This window comes from Microcoleus sp. POL10_C6 (assembly GCF_036701585.1).
GTDB lineage: Bacteria > Cyanobacteriota > Cyanobacteriia > Cyanobacteriales > Microcoleaceae > Microcoleus.
Window position 1 is genome coordinate 85,211 of sequence record NZ_JAUBRB010000009.1, and the last position, 23,835, is coordinate 109,045.

The 23,835-nt window shown below is 45.6% G+C and carries 19 protein-coding genes; 10 read left to right on the forward strand and 9 right to left on the reverse strand.

Annotated elements, in window-relative coordinates:
• From QUA34_RS07515 to QUA34_RS07525, 3 genes are all read right to left on the reverse strand, one after another.
• The coding region (locus tag QUA34_RS07515) for an nSTAND1 domain-containing NTPase (protein ID WP_333385325.1) at window positions 1-2,263 on the reverse strand (2,263 nt) is incomplete at its 3' end.
• 429 nt (window positions 2,264-2,692) lie between these two features.
• The gene (locus tag QUA34_RS07520; protein WP_333181722.1) at window positions 2,693-2,812 is read right to left on the reverse strand and encodes a DNA methyltransferase; all 120 of its coding nucleotides are present in this window, start codon (window positions 2,810-2,812) and stop codon (window positions 2,693-2,695) included.
• Window positions 2,800-2,979: a hypothetical protein gene (locus QUA34_RS07525; RefSeq protein WP_333385328.1), complete on the reverse strand. Its 180-nt coding sequence runs from the start codon at window positions 2,977-2,979 to the stop codon at window positions 2,800-2,802. The genes QUA34_RS07520 and QUA34_RS07525 overlap by 13 nt, the downstream gene beginning before the upstream one ends.
• Window positions 2,980-3,149: 170 nt before the next feature.
• Here QUA34_RS07525 and ribBA point away from each other — a divergent pair, with 170 nt between their 5' ends.
• The 7 genes from ribBA (at window position 3,150) to QUA34_RS07560 (ending at window position 14,512) form a co-directional block, all read left to right on the forward strand.
• Window positions 3,150-4,841, forward strand: a complete 1,692-nt coding sequence (ribBA, locus tag QUA34_RS07530; protein ID WP_333328269.1) for a bifunctional 3,4-dihydroxy-2-butanone-4-phosphate synthase/GTP cyclohydrolase II — start codon at window positions 3,150-3,152, stop codon at window positions 4,839-4,841.
• Between the two features lie 392 nt (window positions 4,842-5,233).
• Window positions 5,234-5,689: an HAD domain-containing protein gene (locus tag QUA34_RS07535; protein ID WP_333328266.1), complete on the forward strand. Its 456-nt coding sequence runs from the start codon at window positions 5,234-5,236 to the stop codon at window positions 5,687-5,689.
• 48 nt (window positions 5,690-5,737) lie between these two features.
• Window positions 5,738-7,177 (forward strand): pentapeptide repeat-containing protein, encoded by a 1,440-nt coding sequence (locus tag QUA34_RS07540; RefSeq protein WP_333216421.1) that lies wholly within the window; start codon window positions 5,738-5,740, stop codon window positions 7,175-7,177.
• A 98-nt stretch (window positions 7,178-7,275) separates the two neighbouring features.
• Window positions 7,276-9,009 (forward strand): ATP-binding protein, encoded by a 1,734-nt coding sequence (locus QUA34_RS07545; protein ID WP_333385331.1) that lies wholly within the window; start codon window positions 7,276-7,278, stop codon window positions 9,007-9,009.
• 878 nt (window positions 9,010-9,887) lie between these two features.
• Window positions 9,888-10,892 carry an RNA polymerase sigma factor, RpoD/SigA family gene (locus QUA34_RS07550; RefSeq protein ID WP_333216423.1) on the forward strand — a complete coding sequence of 335 codons (1,005 nt, stop codon included), beginning with the start codon at window positions 9,888-9,890 and terminating at the stop codon, window positions 10,890-10,892.
• Between the two features lie 388 nt (window positions 10,893-11,280).
• A complete protein-coding gene (locus tag QUA34_RS07555; protein ID WP_333328256.1) occupies window positions 11,281-11,778 on the forward strand; it encodes a hypothetical protein in 498 nt (165 codons plus the stop codon).
• 196 nt (window positions 11,779-11,974) lie between these two features.
• Window positions 11,975-14,512, forward strand: coding sequence for a CHASE4 domain-containing protein (locus QUA34_RS07560; protein WP_333385335.1), 2,538 nt, complete (start codon window positions 11,975-11,977; stop codon window positions 14,510-14,512).
• Between the two features lie 46 nt (window positions 14,513-14,558).
• Here the strand turns inward: QUA34_RS07560 and cobO are convergent, their stop codons facing one another.
• The 3 genes from cobO to QUA34_RS07575 all read right to left on the reverse strand — a co-directional run bounded on the left by cobO (window position 14,559) and on the right by QUA34_RS07575 (window position 16,608).
• Window positions 14,559-15,194 (reverse strand): cob(I)yrinic acid a,c-diamide adenosyltransferase, encoded by a 636-nt coding sequence (cobO, locus tag QUA34_RS07565; protein ID WP_333385338.1) that lies wholly within the window; start codon window positions 15,192-15,194, stop codon window positions 14,559-14,561.
• 58 nt (window positions 15,195-15,252) lie between these two features.
• On the reverse strand, window positions 15,253-15,831 hold the full coding sequence (locus QUA34_RS07570) for a Uma2 family endonuclease (protein WP_333062757.1): 579 nt from the start codon (window positions 15,829-15,831) through the stop codon (window positions 15,253-15,255).
• A gap of 159 nt (window positions 15,832-15,990) precedes the next feature.
• Window positions 15,991-16,608: a hypothetical protein gene (locus QUA34_RS07575; RefSeq protein ID WP_333385341.1), complete on the reverse strand. Its 618-nt coding sequence runs from the start codon at window positions 16,606-16,608 to the stop codon at window positions 15,991-15,993.
• A 117-nt stretch (window positions 16,609-16,725) separates the two neighbouring features.
• Here QUA34_RS07575 and QUA34_RS07580 point away from each other — a divergent pair, with 117 nt between their 5' ends.
• The 3 genes from QUA34_RS07580 to rimM all read left to right on the forward strand — a co-directional run bounded on the left by QUA34_RS07580 (window position 16,726) and on the right by rimM (window position 19,530).
• A complete protein-coding gene (locus QUA34_RS07580) occupies window positions 16,726-18,000 on the forward strand; it encodes a molybdopterin-binding protein (RefSeq protein WP_333385343.1) in 1,275 nt (424 codons plus the stop codon).
• 86 nt (window positions 18,001-18,086) lie between these two features.
• On the forward strand, window positions 18,087-18,719 hold the full coding sequence (locus tag QUA34_RS07585; protein WP_332995821.1) for a response regulator transcription factor: 633 nt from the start codon (window positions 18,087-18,089) through the stop codon (window positions 18,717-18,719).
• Between the two features lie 169 nt (window positions 18,720-18,888).
• The gene (rimM, locus tag QUA34_RS07590; RefSeq protein WP_333083877.1) at window positions 18,889-19,530 is read left to right on the forward strand and encodes a ribosome maturation factor RimM; all 642 of its coding nucleotides are present in this window, start codon (window positions 18,889-18,891) and stop codon (window positions 19,528-19,530) included.
• A gap of 69 nt (window positions 19,531-19,599) precedes the next feature.
• Here the strand turns inward: rimM and QUA34_RS07595 are convergent, their stop codons facing one another.
• The 3 genes from QUA34_RS07595 to QUA34_RS07605 form a co-directional block, all read right to left on the reverse strand.
• Window positions 19,600-20,058, reverse strand: a complete 459-nt coding sequence (locus QUA34_RS07595; RefSeq protein WP_333083854.1) for a phosphate-starvation-inducible PsiE family protein — start codon at window positions 20,056-20,058, stop codon at window positions 19,600-19,602.
• A gap of 365 nt (window positions 20,059-20,423) precedes the next feature.
• Complete coding sequence (locus tag QUA34_RS07600; protein WP_332948676.1) at window positions 20,424-20,735, reverse strand: RNA recognition motif domain-containing protein; 312 nt, start codon at window positions 20,733-20,735, stop codon at window positions 20,424-20,426.
• Between the two features lie 617 nt (window positions 20,736-21,352).
• Entirely contained in the window at window positions 21,353-23,524 is a 2,172-nt protein-coding gene (locus tag QUA34_RS07605; RefSeq protein ID WP_333385346.1) for a nitrate reductase, read from the reverse strand.
• Window positions 23,525-23,835 lie beyond the last annotated feature (311 nt).

Genomic DNA, 23,835 nt, shown 5'->3' on the forward strand with positions numbered 1-23,835 from the left:
AAGCCAAAGTCTTGCCATCTGGACTAGATGCGACGCTATTGACCGAATTGCTATGGCCTTCTAAACGGTGTTCGTTCACTCCATAAACTGCTTGTCGCAAAGCAGTCAAAACTTGCATTGAAGGTTGAGCTTTTGTGCGCTTAATTGGTATGGCTGCTCCTAAACTTGCTATAAGTGCATCGAACTTGTGATTTTTATTAAAAAGTTCGTTTGAATACTGACTGAGAGCATCACTTTGACCTAACTGAACTCTTTGTACTTGCCACCGCTGCCAATTAGCAAAAATAGCCAAACTAGAAACAACGATAAAAGCACCAGACACTCCAAAAGTAGTAAATTGCCGCCTACGTTTTTGCTTCCGAACGCTAACCTGAATAAAATCTCGTTCCTCCTGCGTCATTTCACCGGCGCGTTTACGCAACCACTCTGCTGCCACATTTAACGGTACACCTCGCAACAACGCCCCAGAGTCATGGTTGTTATTTTTCCACTCCCGCAGGGCCACTTTCAGCCGTTCTTGCCAAGTCCGAAAATCACGGTTAGCATTTATCCACTCGCGCAAAGTTCCCCATTCCCGAATCAGTGCTTCATGCACCACTTCTACTGTATCTTCCGGTTCTTGCCGTCCCGTCACTACCAAACGCGCTTGATATCCTGCTAAATAACTGACTAAATTCCAATTATCTTCCCCCACTTCTGCACGAGTCGCAATGCGCCTGGTATCCTCCGTTCCTTCCCCCGGACGCACTAATTGCACAAATATCCGCTGTGCCTGCTTTTTATCTATTTCACTCAGTTGTTGATAAACCTGTTCTGCATGATTGGCAATGGCTTTTTTTACCCCGCCAATCTCTTCATAAGCTTGGTGAGTTAACTCTTGGTTGATTTGCTTTTCCCACAAACGAGTCAGGGCAAATTCTAATAAGGGCAAATTCCCCGGTTCTTGCCCCACATCATCAAGAATGCGTTGGGTTAATTGCGGTTCTAACTGTACTTCCGATTTTTGAGCAGGTAATTCAATTGCTGCCTGTAATTCCTCCCGCTTCATGGAACTGAGTAACTGTGGCGTATACTCTTGCAACGCATCCCGCAACGGACGATAGGAAAGCACATAACCGTAAAAATCAGCCCGTAAAGTAAAAACTAAGGTGATATTTTCTTGAGCAATCGCCGTTAGTAATCCATCAGCAAACCTTTCCTGTTCTTCCTTCACCTGACAAAGCGTGTACAATTCCTCAAATTGGTCAACAACTAACAACAACCGTTTACCTGGGTTGTTTGCCAAAATGCGAGACAATACCTGCTGCAAAGTGATTCTACCTTGTAGCATATCACTTTCCAGCCCTAGTTTTTGAATTTCGTTAGCTGATGGTTCTAATTGCTGTATTAAGGCAAAAACTAACTTTTTAAACGGTTCGTTGCCTGGACGGAAAATTTCAATTAACCAGTTTCCCTCTTTTCGCAATTTAGGAATTAATCCCGCAAATACCACAGAAGATTTACCGCTGCCGCTTGGGCCAACCACTGCTACCAACGGTTGTTTGTGCGTTACTTCTACTAAATTACTGACAAATTTTTCCTGCCCAAAAAAGAAGTCTGCATCTTCTTCTCTAAATGCAGACAATCCTTGGTAAGGGTTAGGAATCACATCTTCAAAAGCAATTATACCGTCATCAATCGGAGCATCTATTAAGTTCTTTTTCTTGAAAACCGGAGTTTCATGCTCTCCGAAACTCATCATCTGCGAACGCCCTAAATCGTAGGCTTCTTCCACTTCATACCCAGCCGCAATCCCATCATAAAATGCCACCGCAAAGGCGACGGCTGCTTTATCACCCACGGCTCTCTTCATGCCAACTACATAATTAACGTATTGGTGAATTGCATCAGCTTGTACTTCCGAATAACAAGCATTGAGAATTACGCACTCTACCCCTTTTTTGGCAAATATTTTAAACATAGTGGCGAGGGCATTTGTCTGCACTAGCGCCATTTTTCCAGTATCATCTTCTAGGACAATTCCATCTTCTCCCGCACCATGTCCGCAAAAGTGAACAATATTCGGTTGATAATCTAAGATAGCCCGGTAAAAGTCACGGGAACGCACGGCCCATTTTTGTTCTAATTTATACAGTTCTCGTTTGTTTGCCCGTCGTAATCCTTCGTCAATTTCCCGTATTTCTTGATCCAATCGCAAGGGAGCCGTATTTTTGGGATTAGCTGCAAGAATCAGAATTGTTTTGACGCGGGCGTTGTTACTCATAAGACAAAGGAATGATAGGAGAATTTTTCAACAAGCTAGACGGCTATCCTGAGTTTTAGGTGATAATAAAAATAAAACTTCCCGTGGTACAGCCCGGAAAGCCTGCGTGAGCGAGACTACCGTTTCCACTACAAATCCAGAATAGCTCTTTATCCAAATTAAATGTATACTTATCAGGATTTTTTACCTACCAGAGAAACTTTTCATTGGGAATGAAAAGAACTTGCTGCCCGCAACTCCCGCGCCGTAGTTCCAGACAACTTATTGAATCAGATAAAAAGGCACTTTGTCCCAAAGCAGGTAGGAAATCCCAATTGCTTTTGCCCGATCGCGAATTGACAAATAATACCATTTTTCTAAAATCGTGCAACACTCTTCGACCCCCCCTAGCCCCCCCTTGTAAAGGGGGGGAACAAGAATACTTTTGCATTATTTTTTAAAAGTGGTATAACCTAAATTCAGCCAAAACGCTCCTCGATCGATCGTTACCCGGTAAACCTCCGCTATCCACTGCTCGCACCAGTTTAAATACTCATCTAACCCAAGGATTTTTCGTACTCTTTGCCGATATTATAAGGCGGGCTAGTAACGGTTAAATCTACAAATTGATCGGGCAGCAGCTTCAATGCTTCCAAACAATCCATGTTATAAATTAGGCAATTAGGAGCTTGGAAGTACGGTTTACCTAAAATATTCGCGATCTCCGTCAAGCTCATGAAATATTGGGGAGAGATTTTGTTGACAAGATGCAATAATTATAGTAAGTGACTTTAGAAATATTGTCAAACTCATCTGGATTGGCCGATCGCCCTGTGGGAAACAAAAGGTTACAATCACAAATACATTCTATTTCCATAACATTACTGTTTATAGCTTGAACTTCTCTGTGCCCAATAACAACACCTCAACTCAATCCTTTCAATTTGACTCGATCGACAGCGCCCTCGCAGACCTCAAAGCAGGTCGCATCGTGGTAGTAGTCGATGACGAAAATCGCGAAAACGAAGGCGACGTGATTTGTGCCGCCCAATTCGCCACCCCCGACAACATCAATTTCATGGCCGTGAACGCGCGCGGTTTGATTTGTCTGGCCTTGAGCGGCGAAAGGCTCGATCGCCTGGAACTGCCCCTCATGGTCAGCAAAAACACTGACAACAACCAAACAGCCTTCACCGTCAGCATCGATGCAGTCAACGGCGTCAGTACCGGTATCTCCGCCGAAGACAGAGCCCGCACCATCCAAGTAGCCATCCACCCTGACACCAAACCTCAAGACTTGCGGCGTCCCGGTCACATTTTCCCCCTGCGGGCGATCGACGGTGGCGTCCTCAAACGCGCCGGCCACACCGAGGCCTCGGTTGACCTCGCCAGACTCGCTGGCCTGTATCCCAGTGGCGTCATCTGCGAAATTCAAAACCCCGACGGTTCGATGGCGAGGTTGCCGGAATTAATCGAGTACGCTAAACTCCACAACCTCAAAATAATCAGTATTGCCGACTTAATTAGCTACCGACTCAAGCACGATCGATTTGTCCGCCGCGAAACCGTCGCCAAATTGCCCACTCAATTCGGCGATTTTATGATTTACGCCTACCGCGACACCCAAGACAATTCAGAACACGTTGCTATTGTCAAGGGCGACCCGGCAGAATTTAAAGATAAACCCGTGATGGTGCGGGTGCATTCCGAATGCCTGACCGGCGATGCTTTGGGTTCCCTGCGCTGCGACTGCCGGATGCAACTGCAAGCGGCACTGAAAATGATCGAAAATGTCGGTTCTGGCGTCATAGTTTACTTGCGCCAAGAAGGTCGGGGTATTGGATTGGTAAATAAACTAAAAGCTTACTCGCTGCAAGATTTGGGATTGGATACGGTAGAAGCCAACGAACGGTTGGGATTTCCCGCCGACTTGCGGAACTACGGCGTCGGAGCACAAATGCTCAACGATTTGGGAGTAAAAAAAATTCGGTTGATTACCAACAACCCGCGCAAAATTGCGGGTTTGAAAGGTTACGGGATTGAAGTAGCCGATCGCGTCCCCTTACTAATTGAAGCCACAGATTACAACTCGATCTATTTGGCAACAAAAGCCGAAAAACTCGGTCATATGCTCCTGCAAACTTATTTAGTAACAGTGGCGATTCAGTGGAACGAAAAAGGAGAAGGAAAAGAGGAAGATTCTGCCATTCAAAATCGGTACGAACACCTCGAAAAACTGCGGCATTTGGCGGCTAGCCAGCACTTGCTGCTGCAAGAAGAAGCGCGACCGGTGGGAATAGCCCTTTTCGGAGAAGGCTCCCTCATCGTTCACCTGGGCTTCGATCAAGCCGGACTCGCAGCCCCCGACTGGTACTCGGATCTAAACCATCCTTACGTCAGGGCGATCGGTCAAATTCTCGGCGAAATCAGCATTGAGCCGAATTTGCAAACATTAGAATTCATGGTTTCCTCCGGTGGAGATCCGCTCAAAACCCTGCAAGTCCAGCTCGATCGCCAGACATTCCTGTTGTCGGAATTAACCGGAATTTGCGATCGGCTCGAACCTCAGAAAATCTACAGTTTTGCTCCTCTTGCCTGAAGGCAGAAGGTAGAACCCTTCCCCCCTACCCCAGCAGGGGGGAAGGCAGAAGCCAAGAAAAACTGTGAATTTCAGAATAATACTTGTTGATACCGGCATCTTCCTTTCGTCAGAAAGCAGCCACCCATAAAAACAGTGAATAACAATGTTGATTGCAGTCTAATATTATGTCGGGTCGATTACCCGAAATCAGGTAGGGGCGGGTAAACCTGCCAATATCTGCCAATAATGGACAATCTCAAAAACCCGCCGGACCGACATATTGTGGTCAATTGATCGGACATGATATAACAAGCCGATGTAGCGAACAATTGAGAGAGCATCGTCGATGCACATTGATATTATTAAGCAGTATTAATAGTCATTAAATCATTCAAGAGGCTTTTTAGTTAATGTTAATTTTTTTAGACATTGATGGTGTACTTATTCCTGACAGAAGACATGAAACATCGCGCTTGCCAACCGATATAATGAAATTTAATTCAGGTTGCCTTAATCACTTTGAAAATGTCCTTCGTTCCTCTCCTAATGCGCGAGTAGTAATTTCATCTTCCTGGCGTGAAATATTCCCCTTCGAGGTAATACCGCCATTATTTTCACCAGATATCGCTATCCGTATTATCGGATTCACCCCTTTTCTAAGCCCCAAAAATATTCATCAACACAAATATTTACGACACCAGGAAGTTCTTGAGTATCTTCGACAAAATCAAGCAGAAAACTCACCTTGGGTAGCCATTGACGATATTCCAGAACACTATCCGCCAGATGCGCCAGTTGTGGCTATTGATGATTACAATGGTTTTGACCAGAACTCAGCAAAGATACTTTCAGAATATCTAACTTGATTTCAAAGGTTAGGAAAAAAGTATCCGAATAGAGAGGGTAAATTTGACATGGAAATGAACGTTGGTGACTTTCTGCACCGACTCGATCTCAGGGGACAAGCACTTAAAGGCACCAACCTTGGCGGTGCGGAACTCCGGGGAGCCAACCTCCGAGGCACGGATCTCCGAGAAACTAACCTCAGCGGCGCTATGCTCAGGTATGCAGACCTGATTGAAGCCGACCTCACCGGCGCCAATCTCAGCGGGGCGGATTTAGCTGAATCATTTCTTAATTTAGCTAACCTCACTAGAGCTAATTTGACTGGTGCTGTCCTCCGAGAAGCTAATCTCGTAGGAGCCGAATTCACGGGCGCCAACCTCAAACAAGCAAGTTTGATCAAGGCTAATTTAGTAGGAGCAAATCTCCACGAAGCCAACTTAACCAGAGCCAACCTTAGCGGGGCGGATTTACGCGGTTCTCAGTTGAGCGGCGCCATTTTAGACAAGGCCGTATACAACAACCGGACTATCTTTCCCGAAGATATTGATCCGGGTGCAATGGGAGCATTTTTGCTAGCTCCCAATGCTTCTCTCCCTGGCTTAAATCTGGCTATGGTAGATTTGACCGAAGCGGATTTAAAAGGAGCCGATTTGCGGCGGACAAACTTATACCAAGCTATTTTATTTGGCGCAAAACTCGATCGGGCAAACTTAGCAGGAGCCAACCTCAGCGGAGCGGACTTGAGGGAAGCCAGTTTGAACGCCACGATTTTAGAAAAAGCTGTTTACAGCAACAAGACTTTGTTTTCCGAAGGCATTGACCCCGCTCTGGGGGGAGCTTATTTAATTGCTCCCAATGTATCGCTGCAAGGGGTAAATTTAACCGGAGCCGACTTAAACGGGTCAGATTTAAGCGGAGCTAATTTGAGCGCTTCTAACTTAACTTCGGTCAATCTCAAAAATGTAGACCTCAGCAGAGCTAGCTTAAAAAAAGCTTACCTCAAAGGTGCAAACTTGGAGGGAACTGATTTAAGAGGAGCCGATTTAAGCGGCGCAATTTTACACCAAGTAAACTTGAGTTCTGCTGACCTCCGGGGTGTAGACTTAACAAGGGCTGACCTCAGCGGCGCTAATTTAAGGGATGCCGATTTGAGGGAGACAGATTTCACCGGAGCTACTTTGCTGTTCGCTAACTTGAGCGGGGCTGACTTGAGAGGTGTAGACTTGACAAAAGCTGACCTCAGTGGCGCTAAGTTAAACGAAGCTGATCTCCGAAAAGCAGATTTGATGAGAGTAAATTTGGAGGGAGCAGATTTAACTGAGGCCGACTTGAGCGATGCTCATTTATTCCGAGTTAATCTCAGAGGTGCTAACCTGAAAGGTACTAACCTCAAAGGCGCAAGTTTAAAAGGGGTATTTTTGACTGACGCTTATTTGAGCGAAACGGATTTGACAGATCTAGATCTGAGTCCAAGTTTTTTTGAATTGCCGCTAGAATCGGAATGGTAATTAGTTGACTGTTAACAATCAAAAATCTACAATCAAAACTCGCCCCGCGAAAATTGCTCGATTATTAACAATCGAAAATCTAAAATCTAAAATCTAAAATGGATCGACCGTTAGGCTCTGTTATTCAAGGTTCCCTGAGCAAGGGATTAGAAGTGCGACTGCACGCCGATGTTTCGGTGGAAGATATGAGGGTGGGGAAATTTCTAGTAGTGCGGGGGGTGCGATCGCACTTTTTCTGTATGCTCACCGACGTGTCTCTCGGAACTTCTAGCGCTCGCATTTTATCGAATCCTCCCAATCCCGACGACGATTTTCTGCTCGCAGTGCTAGCCGGTAGCAGCACCTACGGTACGATCGAACTGTCGCCGATGTTGATGTTGACTGCTGAAAGAGAAAAACAGCAGGCAATTTTCGACCCGACGAAAAACGGCGGAGTTCGCGAGAATAAGTTGGCGTTAGGAAATTTGGCTTCTTTTGAGTCACAAACGGGCGCGGATATTGAGTTGCTGCCGGTCAAAACTATTCCCAGCCACTTTTCCCAGGTGTTTGATGCCAAAGAAACGGATTTTCGGGCAGTTTTTGGCTGGGAAGATGACCCGTATCGCCGCAATTTTGCGATCGGCAAACCGATTGACATGGACGTTGCTGTGTGCTTGGATTTAGACCGATTTGTGGAACGCAGCAACGGAGTTTTTGGCAAGTCGGGAACGGGAAAATCTTTCCTGACGCGCTTGCTTCTATCGGGAATTATTCGCAAGCAAGCTGCTGTCAACCTAATTTTTGATATGCACTCGGAGTACGGGTGGGAAGCTGTTTCGGAAGGGAAACAGTTCAGCACCGTTAAAGGTTTGCGGCAGTTGTTTCCCGATAAAATGCAGATTTATACCCTCGATCCAGAATCGACCAAACGCCGGGGAGTCCGCGACGCTCAAGAGTTGTTTTTAAGTTTCGATCAAATTGAAGTGGAAGATATCGCGCTGGTGCAGCGCGAGTTAAATTTGTCGGAAGCTAGTATCGAAAATGCAATTATTTTGCGAAATGAGTTGGGCAGTGGTTGGATCAACAAGTTGCTGGAAATGACCAACGAAGATATCCAAATGTTTTGCGAAGAAAAACGGGGAAATAAGTCTTCAATTATGGCTTTGCAGCGAAAGTTAGAGCGATTAAACGATTTGAAATACATTCGGAAACGCTGTCCAAAAAATTATGTAACTGAAGTTTTGCAGTGTTTAGATGGTGGAAAAAATGTAGTAATTGAGTTCGGTTCCCACTCGGATTTGCTGTCCTATATGTTGGCGGCAAATGTGATTACTCGCCGCATTCACCAAGCTTACGTGCGGAAAGCGGAGAAGTTTTTGCAGAGCAAAAATCCGTGCGATCGCCCGCAGCCATTGGTGATTACCATAGAGGAAGCTCACCGCTTTCTCGATCCGGCGATCGTGCGATCGACTATTTTCGGTACGATCGCCAGAGAAATGCGAAAATACTTTGTCACCCTGCTGATTGTAGACCAGCGTCCTTCTGGCATCGACGCCGAAGTCATGTCGCAAGTCGGAACACGCATCACAGCCTTGCTAAACGATGATAAAGACATCGATGCTATTTTTACCGGCGTTTCGGGAGGGCAGAGTTTGCGTTCAGTTTTGGCAAAACTCGACTCCAAACAGCAAGCATTAGTTTTGGGGCACGCTGTACCGATGCCCGTAGTCGTGCAAACTCGCCCCTATGACGAGCAATTCTACAGAGAAATTGGGGATATTGACTGGCAAGAAATGCCCGATGAACAAGTATTTGCCGAGGCAGAAGCTGCTAAAATGGATTTGGGATTTTAGATGGACAACTGCTAGATTCATTACAGAACTTAGGCAAATGTTACTGTAAATTAATCCTTGCAAAAAATTGGCGATCGCTGGCAATGACAGAAATATCAGATTTTTGCCTCAGTTATAAACGAAAAAGTGCGATCGAACGTCCAAAAAATTAGGCCCCAGCTTTGAGTCAGAAGCTCTTCCCCTTTCACCCCCTCACCCCTCATCCCTAACTGCCCAAAATTTGCATAAGGTTAAACATGATGGAGATCATGGAGCCTCGCAGCACAATGAAAGTCAAACAGGGCAACAGCCAGCCTTTATACACCTTGTCGTTACTCGTAGCAGAATTTGCTTAGCATATTTAAAGGAAAATGTCAATAAATATTTTAAACAGTTACTCACATCTAATAGGGCGATCGAGTTCGGTTATCTCGCATCCCACCATCTAGGCAGCGAGAAAATTTCAAGCGATGATGGAACAGAGAGCAAAACAAAGCCCTCGAATTGCATGAGTCTGTTTGCATGAGTATTGTGAAGTTGAGTGGCAGTTAAAACTAACAGGGAATTCAAAACCTTAAGGAAAAATGTAGAATCTTGACCTTAAGACAGAGGTTTTTACTCTTTACGATCCTCAAAATTGGGAATAATATTGAGAAAACTAAACTCTTGCTTCACTTCGCCTTGAACTAGCCGTTAAAGCTAGCGAGCTACCGAAAATCGAGGGGGATTACTGGAAAATCCAGCACAAAAGTAATCCCAAACAAAAAGCTTCTACCGATCGTCACCGATAAACAAGAGGGGAAATATCCCCCTTGTCGCAGTCTTTATCCCACTTGTAAAAGTGGGACAGGGTATCACCAACTTTTTATCTGTTGTTACAAGGAGTGCAATACTCACCCATGTCCACCACAACCCCCAAAAACAAAACAGTGAAAGCCGATCGCATGGGCAGCCGGCCATACTCCTCAACGGATACGGTTCGTACCTATCTGCACGAGATCGGTCGCGTACCCCTGCTAACCCGAGAAGAAGAAATTGTTTTCGGGAAGCAGGTGCAGCAAATGATGAAATTAATCGAAGCAAAACAAGCACTTGCTAAAGAATGGCAGCGGGATCTGACGAATCAAGAGTGGGCTGCCGAAATGGAGTTGACCGAACCTGAACTTAGCCGCATCTTACAAATAGGGCGGCGGGCCAAGCAAAAGATGATTGAAGCCAATTTGCGGCTAGTAGTGGCGATCGCCAAAAAATACCAGAAACGCAATATGGAATTCTTGGATTTAATTCAAGAAGGCACCCTCGGTTTAGAACGAGGAGTCGAAAAATTTGACCCGATGCGGGGATACAAATTTTCTACCTATGCCTACTGGTGGATTCGCCAAGCAATTACCCGGGCGATCGCCCAACACGCCCGCACCATTCGATTGCCAATTCACATCACCGAAAAACTCAACAAAATCAAAAAAGTGCAGCGGGAACTCACGCAGCAGTTGGGCCGGTCTCCCTCCCCTGCCGAAATTGCTGCCGCTTTGGAACTGCACCCTTCCCAAATTCGGGAATACCTGCTGATGGCAAGACATCCAGTTTCTTTGGACTTGCGCGTAGGAGACAACCAAGATACCGAACTGCAAGAACTCTTAGAAGACGAAACGGCATCTCCAGACAACTACATTACCTCGGAATTACTGCGGCAAGACCTCAATACTTTGATATCAGAACTTACCCCCCAGCAGCGAGATGTAATAATTTTGCGCTTCGGTTTGGAAGACGGCACAGAAATGTCTCTGGCGAAAGTCGGAGAACGATTAAATCTCAGCCGGGAACGGGTGCGGCAGCTAGAACATCAAGCCCTTGCCCACCTGCGGCGCCGCCAATCTCAAGTCCGAGAATACTTGGCTAGTTAGTCACTAAAAAAGTTGAGATTTCCCAAAATCTCAACTTTTTTTTCGTGTTGGCGCTGCTGGGAAGGCTACTTTTATAGCAGTTAAAAAAAAGAATGCAACGGTAGGCCTGTTCTCCAAACCCTTATGGAATAGGTCACGCCAAATTATTCAATTCTTTAATCTAAAATTTAAAATCAAAAATGGTATTATTTGAGGGGTCGATCGCCCGATGGGGGCGGACGCAAAATTTATCAAAACTAATCTTAGATTTAACTTCAGGAACCGGGCGGGCGATCGTTCCTTTAAGTTTATAGTCAACATTAAGCCAAATACCCGGTTTCTCTACAATCTTTGTGAAACTGGTACAAGAGGCGCTTGGAACCAGCTATTTTAAATTTTGGGGTCTGGAGTGGTTTTGACTTATTTCATATTGACAGGAAGTTTAGAAGCGATCGCGATCGTGCTGGCTCTCTCGCCCGGTAACTTCAGCATCGCATTCCCCGCACGCCGGGCACACAACTCGGACATCAAATCCGGCGTTTTAAGCTCGCAATCTCCGCCAAATCCTGGGGCAGATACAGCTAGCACAGGTTTAGCAGATGGCATTTACCTCTACGGCCAGTCGAGCCAGCCAGAGGAAATTAAACAAGAATATTTTGTATTTGAAATGCGGCAGAGTAAGGTAGTCGGCGCTTTTTACCTGCCTCGGTCTGCTTTTTACTGTTTTTACGGCACGGGCGATCGAACTCAGTTAAATTTAACAGTAGTGGATAGTTACGACGGCAGTCGCTCTCCCTACTCGGTAAACCTGCAACAGTATTACCCAATTTCTACCATCAGCGAGAACGATCGGCGCATCTTGGGAATTTGCAAAGAATCTCACAAACAGCAGGTGTGGGAAAAGTAGGAAACACGCGCTGCGCCACCAGTCAATCGATTTTAGATTTTAGATTTTAGATTTTAGATTTTAGAATTGAAGAAAGCAACCCCACTGATACATCGGGTGCCCCCGGACTAAATTGCTTTCGGTCAGGATTCAGGAAACAGTAGTAAAATTGCTCCTGAGTTTGAGAATTTCGGACGGACACCACACACATGGCAAAATGAAACTGCGTCGGAAAACACTATCGATAATTGGCATTACCATCGCTGGATTGACTGGCATTCTCTATGTCGCCTCCTCAAGCATCCTCTTGGGCAGCCTGATCAAAGCAGAGGAACAAGAAGCCACACAGGTTGTCAAGGGAGTGCTCAATGTGTTCGGGCAAACCGCCGATGACTTTAACTCGCGCTTTGCCGACTGGTCGTCCTGGGACGACACCTACACTTTCATCCAAAACCGCAACTCAGAATACATTGCCTCCAATTTAATTCCAGAAGGGCTGGCTAATATAAGAGTTAATATAGCCATTTTTGTCAATACTTCTGGCAAAATAGTTTACAGTACGGGTTTAGACAGCCAAAAGCTGAAACTAACGCCTGTTCCAGAAGCATTAAAACGGCGCATTTCTCTCAGCGACCCGCTGTTGCAGCACCCCAACGCCAAAAGCAGCCTCGCTGGTATCCTGCTGCTACCGTCAGGGCCAATACTGATTACTTCCCGCCCAATTCTCACGACTAAAAGCACCGGCCCGATCCGAGGTACGCTGATATTCGGGCGCAATTTGGATGCTACGGGCATTGCGAAGGTTTCTAAAATTACTCGCTTGCCGCTAATCGTACACAGCGTGCAGGAGGCTCGGTTGCCTGCAGACTTTCAGAATGCGCGAGAGAAACTGTCGGAAAAAAAACCGATTTTGGTGCGTCCTTTAAGCGAAGAGTCGATCGCGGGTTACGCTTTGATCCGGGATATTTACAACCAACCTGCGCTGCTATTGCGGGTGGATATCCCCAGAGAAATATATCGGCAAGGTCAAATTAGTTTATTGTACCTGCTGGGGTCTGTAGCGCTAGCGGGAGTTGGGTTGGTCGGCTGCACTCTGCTGCTGCTAGAGCATCTGGTGCTGTCTCGGTTGAGCGGTTTGGCGAAAGCAGTCAACCACGTCAGCAGCAGCCAAGACCTCTCGGTGCGACTACCTGTGACGGGCGAAGATGAGTTGTCCGACCTTGCCCATACTATCAACGGAATGTTGAGTGCGATCGCCCAAGCCGAAAGCGAACAACTTGAGGAAAAAGCCCGCTACCGAGCTGTCGTGGAGCAAGCTACAGATTGCATTTTCCTGTGGGACGCTCAAACCAAACGTCTTTTGGAAGCCAATACAGCGTTTACAGACTTGCTCGATTACAGTCTTGATGCGATTTCGCAACTGACTATTTACGATATCATCGCTTACTCTAAAGACCTAATTGACAACAATATCGAGTTGCTTCTGACGGACAAACAATTCAGAATTGGCGAAGTTCTCTACCGCCGCCGAGACGGTTCCTGCGTGGATGTAGAAGTGAGCGGGAGCGTGATTTCCTACGGAGGCCGCGAGATTATTTGCACTGTTGTCCGCGACATTACCGAGCGCAAGCAAGCAGAAGCCGAACTGCGAGCCTCGGAAGAACGCTACAGACTTTTGTTTAAAAATAACCCCCATCCGATGTGGGTTTACGATTTAGAAACTCAGGAATTTATAGCCGTCAATCAGGCTGCTATCGAACACTACGGCTACACTCGCGACGAATTTCTCAACATGACCGTTGCGGACATTCGTCCCGCCCAAGAGCTGCCGAAATTGCTAGAAAATATATCCCAAGTAGATGCCGATATTGAGTTTGCAGGTGTGTGGCAGCACCAGAAAAAAGACGGAACAATTATTGATGTAGAAATTACTTCTTATGGTCTGGTATTTGATAGCAGGAATGCTGAATTAGTTCTGGCTCACGACGTGACCGACCGCTTGCAAGCCGAGGCCGAACTCTACAAAGCAAAGGAAGCTGCAGAAGCAGCTAGTTTGGCTAAAAGTCAGTTTTTGGCTAACATGAGCCACGAACTACGAACTCCTCTGAATGCGATTATCGGTTACAGCGAGATTCTACAAGAAGAGGCTTTAGATTTGGGCGAAGAAAATTTTGTGTCTGATTTAGAGAGAATTCACAATTCAGGCCAGCTTTTACTAACCTTAATTAATGATATTCTGGACTTGTCGAAGATTGAAGCCGGTCACGCGGAAGTGGAATTAGAAACTTTTGACGTGTCGGAGGTCGTTCAAGATGTAGCTAGAACTGTTGAACCGCTATTTTTGCGAAACACAAATCGCCTGAATGTGGAGTGTCCTAATAATATTGGCGAATTGTATTCCGATCAAATTAAGCTTACTCAAATTTTGTTTAATTTGCTCAGCAATGCAGCTAAGTTCACTTATAAAGGAACAATTCTACTCAGCGTTGAAAGAATTAAAAATGACGATAATAGTTGGGATTCTGAACAGTTAATTTTTAATTGTAGTGATACTGGGATTGGGATGACTCCTGAACAGCTACAAAAGTTATTTCAACCTTTTACGCAAGCTGATGCTTCGACTACCCGCAAGTACGGAGGTACGGGTTTGGGTTTGGCAATAGCGCAGAAATACTCTCAGATGTTGGGGGGAGAAATTACTGTGGCTAGCGAGTTTGGCAAGGGTTCAACTTTTACCTTAACGTTACCAGCATAGCTCTCTTTTAAATTTTAAATCGGGTAAAAACTTTTGACAAACAACATTAATACTCAATACCTGGTTGAGCTTTAATGCCTTGTTCTCGGAATGGATGCTTAACTAAAGTCATTTCTGTCACCAAGTCTGCCCGTTCGATTAGCGCTGGCGGGGCGCCTCTGCCTGTTAAAATAATGTGGGTTTCTTCTGGCTTTTGGTCTAACCCGGAAAGCACTTGCTCGACTTGCAAATAACCTAGTTTTAATGCTATATTGACTTCATCTAGAAGAACTAATTGAAATTCGGGATTGTGGATAAAAGTTAGGGATTTTTCCCAGGCTTTTTGAGCTGTGGCGATATCTTGATCGCGGTCTTGCGTGTCCCAGGTAAAGCCTTCTCCCATTGCGTGGAATTCTAGCTGTTTTTCCCAGAGTTGAAAAACGGCTTTCTCTGCGGGTTCCCAAGCTCCTTTGATAAATTGTACTATAGCGACGCGGTATCCGTGGCCGAGCGATCGCACAACCATTCCCAAAGCGGCTGTAGTTTTGCCTTTGCCGTTACCGGTATTGACTATAATTAAACCTTTTTCTTTTGAGGAGTTAGCGATTCGCTGCGCCTGTACTTCTTGGCGGCGCTGCATTTTCTGTTTGTGTTGTTCCGCTGTTAAGCCAGTGGTTGCAGTAGTTTCTGTATTGGTTTCCATTAGATTTTTTTAACCGCAGATGAACGCAAATAAACGCTGATAGATGCTAGATGTCTAGTTATTGCCACAGTGTTTTCAAGTTTAGCACGAAACCGGGCAAAACATCTTCTCCTGAAAGTTCTGTTGGACATTCCAAAACTTCTATTTCTTGTCCTTGGCGATAGATTTCGACTCGGCGGGTTTTGCGGTTGATTAACCAGCCTAGTTTTACTTGGTTATTCATGTATTCTTGCATTTTGTCTTGAGTATCTTTGAGGCTGTCTGTGGGCGACATTAACTCTAAGACAAAATCCGGGGCAATGGGAGGAAATTTTTGTTTTTGTTCGGGAGTGAGTGCATCCCATCTTGATTTTTCAATCCAAGAGACATCGGGAGAACGGTTTGCACCGCTTGGCAGTTTGAAGCAAGTTGAAGAATCGAAACAAATTCCCAGTTGAGTTTGTCGGTTCCAAATCACAAAATCCGCATTAATTTCTGAATTGTAATTTCCGGTTTCTCCTCCTGTGGGTGGCATGACGATTATTTCTCCTTTGGCGTTGCGTTCAAATTTGACATCGGGGTTTTCGCGACACAGTTGATAAAATTGGTCGTCGGTTATTTTGGCGATCGAGTTGAAGTTGATGGTAACTGCTATCATGGTATTTTATCAGGATGCGTGGGGATTTTTAAGCCACCTAATGTATATGAAGGCGGATAAATGCCGAGCGATGCAGATGTTGTAAATATTATTAAGGGTTAAGAGGATTTCAGGGATATGTTTTTATGCAGTTTCGCTCATTATATCACATCCTTATAACTAGCTATTAATAGTTTTATCAAACGATTTTTGGAGGAAACACTTACAGACATACCAATAATAAAATGCAATGTTAATTTCGCTAAAAAGTTTAGGTACTCCCTCTAGTAAACTGGATAATATTTTGTTTTTTAAATGCAGGGCATCTACGCCGATCGCAAAAAACAACAAGCCCAAACCCGCTAACAATATTTGGTAGGGAGTTAACTGTAGTTCTCGCCTAAAAAACCATCCGTAGGATGACAAAATAACGGCGTATAAAAGACTTACTCCTAGCTTAGGAATTCCTATGGCTATCATATATATATGAATTCGGTAAGTTTGATTCAGTAGAAATCCACCTGTTAAAAGAGCGGAAAATAAAATAAATCTATTTTCATTAGGACATGGTTGAATAGTTTTAGCTAATCCATAGGTGAAAGTACAAACAACGACTGGTACAGAACATAAAATTTGGAAAGTACGAGTTAACAAGGCGACATTAGGATGGGGAGAAAAATAAGGCTGAAAGAATAAGTCGCTGACTTTTAATCCTGAAAGTTGAGTAAAAAATATCAGTAGCGCCACCAATAATAAAGATAAACAATTTAGTCTGACAACAAAGCGCGAAAGAGTCATAAGCAATTAATACCAAAAATTAGGTCTACTGCCCAAATCCAAAAAAATTATATCACCAATATCTCTGGATATTTTGCTAAACTTAATCATGAGTGTTATCAAAACAAGGAGACTGTCATGCTGTCAGTGAAAGAAGCAGAATCGATCATTCTAAATTTGGCGCAACCCCTCGACAGTCAGGGGGATGTAGAAACTGTAGACTTACTGGCAGCATCGGGGCGCATTTTGGCTGCTGCCGTCACTGGTTCCCTGGATTTTCCTTATTGGGATAATTCAGCAATGGATGGGTACGCGGTGCGGTTTGCGGATGTGGAAAACTGTAGCGCCGAAAAACCAGTGGTACTCGAAGTAGTAGAAGAGATTCCAGCCGGATATCAGCCTCAAAATACCGTCCAATCGGGGCAAGCGGCGCGAATTTTTACGGGTGGGGTGGTGCCTGCCGGTGCTGATACGGTGGTAATGCAGGAAGAAACAAGGCGTGAGGGCGATCGTATTTTTATCTTAGTTTCTCCTGAAAAACCGCAAGTATTTGTCAGGCACAAAGGCGCTTTTTATCAAGCAGGAAAAACTTTGCTAACTCCCGGTACAGTTATCAATGCCCCAGAAATGGCGGTGTTAGCAACTGCCCAGTGCATTCAAGTTCCCGTTTATCGGCGGCTGCGGGTGGCAATTTTTTCTACTGGTGACGAATTGGTATCGCCAGACGAACCTTTGGCACCGGGGAAACTGGTAGACTCGAATCAGTATGCTTTGACAGTTTTGTTGGCGCAAATGGGATTTGAACCGATTCGATTGGGCATTGTTCCTGATAATGAAGATGCGTTAAATAAGGCGATATCCCGGGCTGTTGCGACGGCGGATGTGGTACTTTCTACGGGGGGCGTCTCGGTAGGAGACTACGATTATATTGAGAAAATATTGGGGGATTTGGGAGGAAAAATTCACATTAGTTCTGTGGCGATTAAGCCGGGAAAACCTTTAACGGTTGCTGCGTTTAAACGAGGTGAAAAGAATGATGATTCGCCGAGTTTGAGTTCGGATTGTCTCTATTTTGGTTTGCCAGGAAATCCGGTTTCGGCTTTAGTCTGCTGTTGGCGCTTTGTTGTGCCTGCTTTGAAAAAGATGTCTGGGCTTGCCCTGGATGCTTGGGGGCCGGAGTTTCTCAAAGCTAGGTGTAATGCTGAATTGCGATCGCCTGGGCAGCGCGAAACTTATGTTTGGGGTAAACTACATTTAGTTGCCGGAGTCTGGGAATTTGAACCTGCTAGCGGCAGCCAAAATTCAGCGAATTTAATTAACCTCGCCAATACGAGTGGTTTAGCAGTTTTGCCACCAGGGGACACCTGGATTGTACCGGGCGAATTCGTGGAGGTTTTAAAAGTTAGTCATTAGTCAGTTGACAGTAGTCAGTTGGCAGTAGTTAGTTGGCAGTCAACAGTCAACAGTCAGCCGGAAAAATTACCAATTGCCAATTAATTATGAGAATTTTAATTGTTGAAGATGACCCGATGATGCAACTGGGATTAGAGCAAGTTTTAGCCGATTCCCCAGAAATAGAAATAGTAGGACAAGCAGAAGACGGCTATTTAGGCGTAGCAGCCGCACTGAAACTCAAACCTGATATTATTGTAATGGATATCGGTTTGCCGCGGCTCGACGGCATAGCAGCGACGCAGCAAATTAAAGCACAACTGCCCGAAGTTCGAGTCGTAATGTTAACTTCTCACACGGCAGAAACTGAAATTATTGCTGCCCTTTCTAGTGGTGCTGATGCTTATTGTATTAAAGGTGCTTCTGTAGACAGGCTGTTAGCAGCGATCGCAGCCGCAGCAGAGGGCGCTACATATCTTGATCCTCAAATTGCCCGGACTGTCATCGAACACCTCAAACCCCCGATACCTGCCTCTACAACTACTTTTGGTCAGTTGTCGCAGCGGGAATTGGAGGTGTTAAGATTAATGGTGGAAGGTAACAGCAATCCCGAAATTGCAGCGGCGCTTTACTTGAGTCCAAATACTATTAAAACTCATGTTCGCGGTATTATGAATAAGTTGGCAGTGGATGACCGCGTGCAAGCAGCAGTTGTAGCGCTGAGAACTGGATTGGTGTAAAGAAGTCAGTCGTCATTAGTCATTAGTCAGTAGTCATTAGTCAGTAGTTATTTGTTGTTTGCTACCAAGGCTTTTCTGCGAAGATGCTTTTTTGCCCAATGCCCAATTGCCAATTGTCAATTGTCAATTGCCAATTCCTAATTCCCAATTCCTAATTCCCAAAAAGTTTATGTCTGAATGGATAGAAATCGGTAAAATTGTAGCAGCTCAAGGTTTGGACGGGGAAGTGCGAGTCTATCCCGATTCGGATTTCCCGGAAAGGTTTATCGAACCGGGGAAGCGGTGGATTTTGCGCCCTAACAAAAGTGAACCGGAACCGATCGAGTTTTTGGGCGGTCGCTACATTCCGGGCAAAGGGCTGTATGCTGTAGAGGTAGAGGGTGTGGAAGACCGCGATAGTGCTGAGGCGCTGCGGGGCTGTAAGTTGTTTGTTGAAAAGACCGATCGACCTTACCTCGAATCTGATGAGTTTTACGTCCAAGATTTGATCGGTATGGAAGTTTTTAACCAGTTAACCGGGGAAATCTTAGGCAAGGTAAGTGATATTATTCCCGCAGGTAACGACCTTTTAGAAGTAGAAACGAATCTAACCGCGCCGGAAACTGTCGCCGCAGAATTAGAAAAGCCAAAACAGCGTGAAACTCCCCAAGCCAACGCTGACCCCCGAAATACCCGCAAACCACGGAAAATTCGCGTTAAAGAGCCTAAATCCACAAAAATATTGATTCCTTTTGTGGAAGAGATTGTGCCAGTTGTTGACTTAGAACAAGGCCGAATTGAAATTGTGCCTCCTCCTGGCTTATTGGAATAATATCATGTCCGGTCGCTCGACCGGATCTGATATTAGTTATTAACAATTCCCACTTCTCAATTCCCGATATTAATCTTTTCCTTTATTTGTAGAGCGCACTATCAAGTAGCTGATGGAAAGCGCGAAAATTGCAGTCGCCAAACCAATCAAGTCGGCTGCGGTTTTCTTTTCCAGGTCAAGAATGATGATTTTTCGAGATACTGCTATCAAAGAAGTTACAATAACTAGCTCTACTTGAATTACGTGCTTTTTCAGATAAGCTGTAATATTTTCCAAGATTTCCAGAGCAATTAAAACATTTAAAAATAACCCAAATATGACAAACAACGTGTCTTTTAACAAATTATCAGTGTGGTTTACCAATTCTTTTGCTAAAAAAATCAGCAAATCGCAAACGCTGAGGAGAATTACCCAAATCATCGCCAGTGATAAAATTTTCGATATTACTACTTCTACACTTTCTGTAAAATGCAGAAAATTTTCATCACTGCTTGACTTGGAAATTTGCCTAAATATTTTTTTCAGCATAAAAGTGATTTAGTCTTCATTCTTAATTAATGATTTTGTCATTGTTCGGTACACTTTGCAAGCGCAAAACTCTGTGATTGCCTGGTTTTACGGCATCACCCGGGTACTTGGGAAAAGGCGGCTCTCTTTGCCTGTTATATCTTATAGTTTTTCGTGTCAGCTAGGAATCGATCGCACGCGATGAACTCCTCATTAATAATTTTTGCCATAAAAAAGCCTCAAACTATTGTCTAGCAATAGTTTGAGGCTTTTAAGGCGCGGTACGACCACTGAACTAACTATCTATTCTCAACAGAGAATGATTGTTGACTCCCAGGTTGCTCCGACGCAATATAGAAGATAGCTAAAAATTTAGCTCGGGTGGTTTAGTAGCGACGAGAATTGCCACCGCGATCGTTGTTACCCCAGTTACCGCTGTTAGAAGAACCACGTTCTTCGCGGGGTTTTGCCTTATTGACCTTGAGGTCGCGACCCATCCACTCAGCACCGTCAAGAGCCTCAATGGCTGCGGCTTCTTCGGCTTCGGTAGACATTTCTACAAAAGCGAAACCCCGCATCCGACCTGTTTCCCGGTCAGCAGGCAACTGAACGCGCTTTACTGTTCCGTACTCTCCAAAAGTTTGGTTGAGGTGCTCCTGCGTTACTTCGTAGGATAAATTGCCGACATAGATTGACATTGAACATTCTCCAGAATCAGAGGGTGTAGAGATTTAAATCCGGAGGAACGCCGATCGAACGAACTGCACTGCCGAAAATAAAGCCTTGTAAAACAATTATAGCACCTTGAGGTGCAAACGGCAATTGTCTGACTCGATTAATTAAAAAGAAAGCATAAGCCTTTGGCCATAAGGCATTCAGCCGAAGCAAAAACTCCCAATCAAGAAGGAAAAACTCAGAATAAATAAATTTAATTTTCCTTATCCCCGGGCTCGGCCGGGGAAACGCAGTTTTTAGGCTGCGTAATGGCATAAGGATTTTAGGTTTTAGATCGGGGATTTGAGATTTAAGATTTATGTGTAGGGTATGTCCGAGTTCAAAATTGCTCGATCGAGAGAGGTTGTTACCCCAAAAAACGGATACAGGCCCCGGACTCCTGTCGGGAAGAGTGCAAAATTTTCGACTCTTGTTCAAGAGCCCAGATTCATCTGTGGAGTAAATCTTCAATCGTTCGACTGAGGGTGATTGACTGAGCGGTCGCCGAACGTCAACCAAGTTCCTCTCGTTTCCCTGTCGATCGCCCGCGGCTTCCCGCTCGTTCTTCGGTCATTTGTAACATCCTTAGTTGGACGGCAGCTCAAGAAGTGACGGCGAGGGTGGATTTTGCCCAATTAAATTCCTCAACTTCTGCGGCAGTATCTGCCCCAACCAGCACCAACTGCACCGCACAAGCTTTTAACTCAGGCTGTTTGGAATCTGGACAGCTTGCAGAATGAGTCATGGCATTGGCTTCAGCCGCTTCGGCCCACAGAGAACCCCAGTGCATGGGTACAAATAGCGTACCTGGGGCGATCGCCTTTGTAACTTTGGCCGGAAACTGCGCCTTGCCGCGGCGCGATCGAACTTCCAGCAAATCCCCCTCCTTAATCTGCAATTGGGCAGCATCGCGGGGGTGAATTTCCAAAAACGGATCGGGGTGCAATTGATTAATTTTCTCTGTTCTACCCGTCCGCGTCATCGTGTGCCAGTGTCCGTAAAGTCTCCCTGTCGTCAACACAAACGGATAATTGGGATCGGGAGGTTCTGCCAGTCCCCGCGAGTGATAGGCCGAAAATCTTGCCCGCGCGTCAGGAGTGTGAAAACGCCTGTCAGTATACAGCCGTTTCGCTTCGTTCGCTGGATGCACAGGCTCGTTTTCCCGGCAAGGCCACTGCTGTGGCCCTTCTTGGCGGATGTATTCGTGGCTGAGACCGGTCATGTCGCAAGGCTGACCCCGCGTCAACTGCGCGTACTCTTTAAAAACCTCCGCACTATTCTCGAAAGCAAAGTGTTGGGCAAAACCCAACCGACGGCCGACTTCAGCGAAAATGCTCCAGTCGTCGCGGGCTTCCCCGGAGGGAGTGTCGAAACCGGGACAAAAGGTAACGCGGCGTTCGGAATTCGTCATTACTCCGGTTTTTTCGCTCCACTGCGTTGCCGGCAGCAGAATGTGAGCGTAGGCTGAGGTTTCAGTGGGATAGTAAGCTTCTTGATAAATAGTAAAGGGCGATCGCAGCAAAGCGGCTTTAGTGCGTTCCAAATCCGGCATACTCACCACCGGATTAGTCGCTGCAATCCACAGCAACTCGACTTCGCCAGTTTCCAAACCGGTAATCATCTCCCAAGCTGTGCGGCCTGGATTCGGGGAAATGCTTCCCGGTGCGATTCCCCAAAACTCCTCGACTTGGGTTCTGTGTTCAGCATTTTTCACAAATCGGTAGCCTGGGAGCAAGTGAGACAGTCCTCCGGCTTCCCGCCCTCCCATCGCGTTTGGCTGGCCGGTGAGGGAAAACGGGCCGCATCCCGGTTTGCCGATTTGACCGGTCATTAAGTGCAAATTAATCAGTGATCGCACCTTTGCCGTGCCTTCCGACGACTGATTCATTCCCATCGACCACAGCGACAAAACCCGCTGCGACTGTTCCCAGTAGTTTGCCGCCGTTTCTAACTCGCTGACAGTAATGCCGCAGCGCGAGGCTACAAACTCCGGCGTGTAGCTGCTAATAACCTCAGCAAAAGCTGAAAAATTCGCCGTGCATTCTTCAATAAACTCAGCATCTATTGCTTGCCTGCGTAACAGCAAATATGCAATTCCATTAAGCAAATCTATATCCGTACCCGGTTTAATTGCTAAGTGCAAATCCGCCGCTTCCGCAGTCGGAGTCCGCCTTGGATCTACCACAATCATTTTGACATGGGGATGCTTTTTGTGGTATTTTGCTAATCGATTAAATACGATGGGATGGCATTCCGCTGTATTGCTACCAATAATAAAAGCGCAATCTGTTAATTCTAAATCGTCGTAACAGCAAGGCGGCCCGTCCGAGCCAAAGCTTTGAACGTATCCAGAGACTGCTGAAGACATACACAAGCGAGAATTAGCATCAAAATTATTAGTACCCAGACAACCTTTCATTAGTTTCTGGGCAATATAATAATCTTCTGTTGCGAATTGACCCGAACCGTAAACGCACAAAGCATCGGGGCCGCTGGTGCTGCGAATTGTTTGGATGCGATTAACAATTGCATCGAGAGCTTCGTCCCAGCTAGCGCGACGGAACGGTTGGTCGAGAGTATCTCGCATCATCGGATACAGTAGCCGATCGCTCCGAATGGACTCTGCTACGGTTGCTCCCTTAATACAAACCATGCCTTGACTCGATGGGTGATTGCGATCGCCCCGCACTTTCCAACTTTGTTTTTTGTCGGGAACAACTTCTAGACCGCAACCTACACCGCAGTATGGGCAAAGAGTTTTTATAGTTTCCATCTGGTGATTTTAGATGCTAATTTTTGAAAGCTAATGGGTAATTGGTAATTCATCATTATAGTCGGAACTGAGGGCTCCTGCAAATAACGTGTCAATCATTACTAACTTACCGCATATATGCTTCACAGAAACGGACAATACCCTGATTTAAAATTACCCGCTATCTTAGTAAAAATCTGGCTCGCTCTCGCTTTTAGTCAGCTTCTGGCTGCTACTCAATCTTCCTCACACATAGGAAATTTATACCTAACTCTTGTCACCCCCAGGATGGGGCTAGGAAGAATTGTTGCCGAGTTAAAACAGCGCGCAGG